The 2,776-nt window shown below is 32.0% G+C and carries 3 protein-coding genes; 2 read left to right on the top strand and 1 reads right to left on the bottom strand.

Annotated features, from left to right (window positions below; genetic code table 11):
* Nucleotides 1-209 precede the first annotated feature (209 nt).
* Complete coding sequence (locus tag EGI32_RS10860) at nucleotides 210-677, top strand: hypothetical protein (RefSeq protein ID WP_255153716.1); 468 nt, start codon at nucleotides 210-212, stop codon at nucleotides 675-677.
* Between the two features lie 382 nt (nucleotides 678-1,059).
* Nucleotides 1,060-2,259 carry an aminotransferase class I/II-fold pyridoxal phosphate-dependent enzyme gene (locus EGI32_RS10855; RefSeq protein WP_255155397.1) on the top strand — a complete coding sequence of 400 codons (1,200 nt, stop codon included), beginning with the start codon at nucleotides 1,060-1,062 and terminating at the stop codon, nucleotides 2,257-2,259.
* Here EGI32_RS10855 and EGI32_RS10850 read toward each other — a convergent pair.
* Nucleotides 2,197-2,776: hypothetical protein (locus EGI32_RS10850; protein WP_255155407.1), on the bottom strand; the 580-nt coding region annotated here is incomplete at its 5' end. The genes EGI32_RS10855 and EGI32_RS10850 overlap by 63 nt on opposite strands.

Genomic DNA, 2,776 nt, shown 5'->3' with positions numbered 1-2,776 from the left:
GCAAAGTATTTTTTTCCTTTTAAAAGGAGATAATTTTTACTTGGATTCGACTGGCCAATTATTAAAAAATAAAAAATAATTGCAAATCTTCCCGTCGACTCATCTGCTTATTATGAAGTATTGAAAGAAAAATATTTGCTTGTATCATTTTACAGCCGGAAAGACGATTGGGTATCAATACGGGGAGACAAAGGGTAAAAGTTATTTCGTTGAAGAACACCAATATTTCCTGGGACTTTAATTTTGAAAATAAATTTACAAGCGCAGAATTAATAGATTTTAATCCCGAAGGCGAATTGTTTACAGTAAACTTAAAAAGTATAAAATCAATTCCTTTAATAAACGATTCTCTTTTTTGTACAAAACTTGGAAAAATTAAGTTGGCTGAACAAGAGCAAAAAACATGGCCTGCCAATAATCTCCAATGGAAAAATATTCGATTTTGGGTATTGATCGACGCGAATGGTCATGCGTCTCGTATACTATCAAAGAGCTTGAATAAAAATCAACTTCCTGGTTTTGTGCAGGATATTTCCAGGTTGTTAGAAAACACCCGATGGAACAGTAATAAAAAAACTGAAGTCGGTTTTAATGTATCAATTGAAAATGGGGAAATTCGAAAAGCTGTTTTAGTGCGACGGGATAATCGAAATATTACATTAGAAATCTGCAAGTAATTTTTCACTATTTTTTAGCAGGTCCCGACAAGAAATTTGCGCATGTTTATTTGTTGAGGCTAATATGGACTTCCGAAAGGGACTATCAATACAAATAGTCCCTTTTTCTATTTTACGTCAGTAGGGTAAGATTTCTTGAATAATTTCCGCATTGATAGACTAAAAAATAGACCGAAAAAATAAAAGCATTGATTCTGAATGGCTTAGTTTTTTATAACAAGTCCGATATGGACCTGTCGAAGGTTTCATAGAGTCAGCAGATTTGATTTAAAAAAATCATTGCATATTCCTCATAGTTACGCTCCGATTCATATTCTGATTATACGTTATTTCAATAATTTATAGTATTTTACTTCAAATAAAGGATAACTATTTATTATCAATGGATTACTCAAGTGATTGGTTACTTACACTGGCAAGACAATACCGTAAGAAAAAAAAGCAGGAACCATTGTTTATTTCAGACTGGGATGCAATCAATCCTCTTGCAATGTACCCATACAAATTAATACAAAGTTCACTTGCATTTCAAGCTAAAGATTCTCTGAAATATATATTTTCAGATGAACTATCGGATTTGAAAAAACAAATACTTCATTCATTAGAGAGGGGGCGTTGCAATATCGAAAAGGAAAATATTGCTGTCACGGTGAGTGGCACTGCTTCATTATTTTTAAGTCTTTCAGCTTTGTATAAATTGGGGGTCAGAAATTTCTTAGTATTTACTCCAACCTATTACACCATACCAGATACGTTAAAAGATTTAGGAGCAAACATATACTACTACCATCTTTATGATTATCTGGATTTTAAGGTTGATATTATCGATGTCCAAAAAGCCATTGAAGCAAATAGTATAGATGCAATTATTTTTTCAGATCCTATTTATAGCGCTGGCATTGAGATAAATGATGCTACGTATATTTTACTTGCCGAAACTTGCAAAAGTAAAGAGATTTGGTTGCTATGCGACTACTCACTCGGAGGAATGGAATGGAGCAACCGAGATAACCTTTTATTGAATAGCTTCAAACTAGGTTTGTTAAGACAAGCGGGCAAATTTATTTTCATAGAATCCCTAACGAAAAGACTTTTGATAAATGGGATAAAAACATCTCTTATTTTTTGCTCCAGCAGATTGTCGTCAGATATAGAAGACTTGGCCAGCCAAGTATATGGAGGATTCTGTATTTCACAAATAGAACTAATACAAAACTTATATCAAAAGGAAAATGCAGCTGAATTATTAAGCATAATTCAACATAATAAGAAAGTTATCAAAGACAACTTCGAATTGCTTCAGGCATTCCTAATGGACACACCATATAAACTTTACAATGCTAACAGTGGTTATTTTACGATGATTGTTCATAAAGAACACAATATTTGTAATGTGTTTCCACAATCAATAATTAGAACTTTTTTATTCAAGCATGGAGTGCTTGCATTTCCTTCTTTTCATTTTTCTTTCGATCAAAAAAATAAGTTTGGATTTCGAATCAACTTGCTTTCCGACATCTCAGATATGCTTTTTTCTCTTGACAAGTGTATTCGGGAAGACACTAAACTGTTTCATCAATAAAGACAATGGTTTTGCTTTCGTTACTATTTCATCTGAAGGTTTATTGAGTATTCTACGGACAATATTGATATCTCCTTCCAAATCTTTAAGACTCATCTTATTATCTTCTAAAAGTTGGTGCGTTTTACGGTAGATAGTATATTCAACTTTTATTTCCAACGTTCTGATGAGTATTGATTTAAGAATTGTAATAAGTACATAAATACCTATTGCATATCCAATTATTTCAATGACTAAAGAGCCCTTTCTAGTGCCAATGATGTTATAATTACTGAGTTCTGGTATCCCGTATCCATTACTGACAGAATTGAAATATTCATTCAATAAAAGTTTGAACTCTTCATAATACCTTTCTTCGATTGATATTTCGCAATAAATTTCTTTTAGAGGATCTATATTAATAAAATCCTTTTCCTCAAAAAGTAGCGACTCAATGTTTTGTTTCAGAAAATAAATATTGTTTTGATACTGCAACTGATCCTGTAAGCTGTCAAAACTTACAGATTTATTCTCGAAT

This window comes from Ferruginibacter sp. HRS2-29 (genome assembly GCF_024343615.1).
Taxonomy (GTDB): domain Bacteria; phylum Bacteroidota; class Bacteroidia; order Chitinophagales; family Chitinophagaceae; genus Ferruginibacter.
Note: the sequence above shows the minus strand (reverse complement) of the source record. Positions and strands in the feature narration are given on the sequence as shown.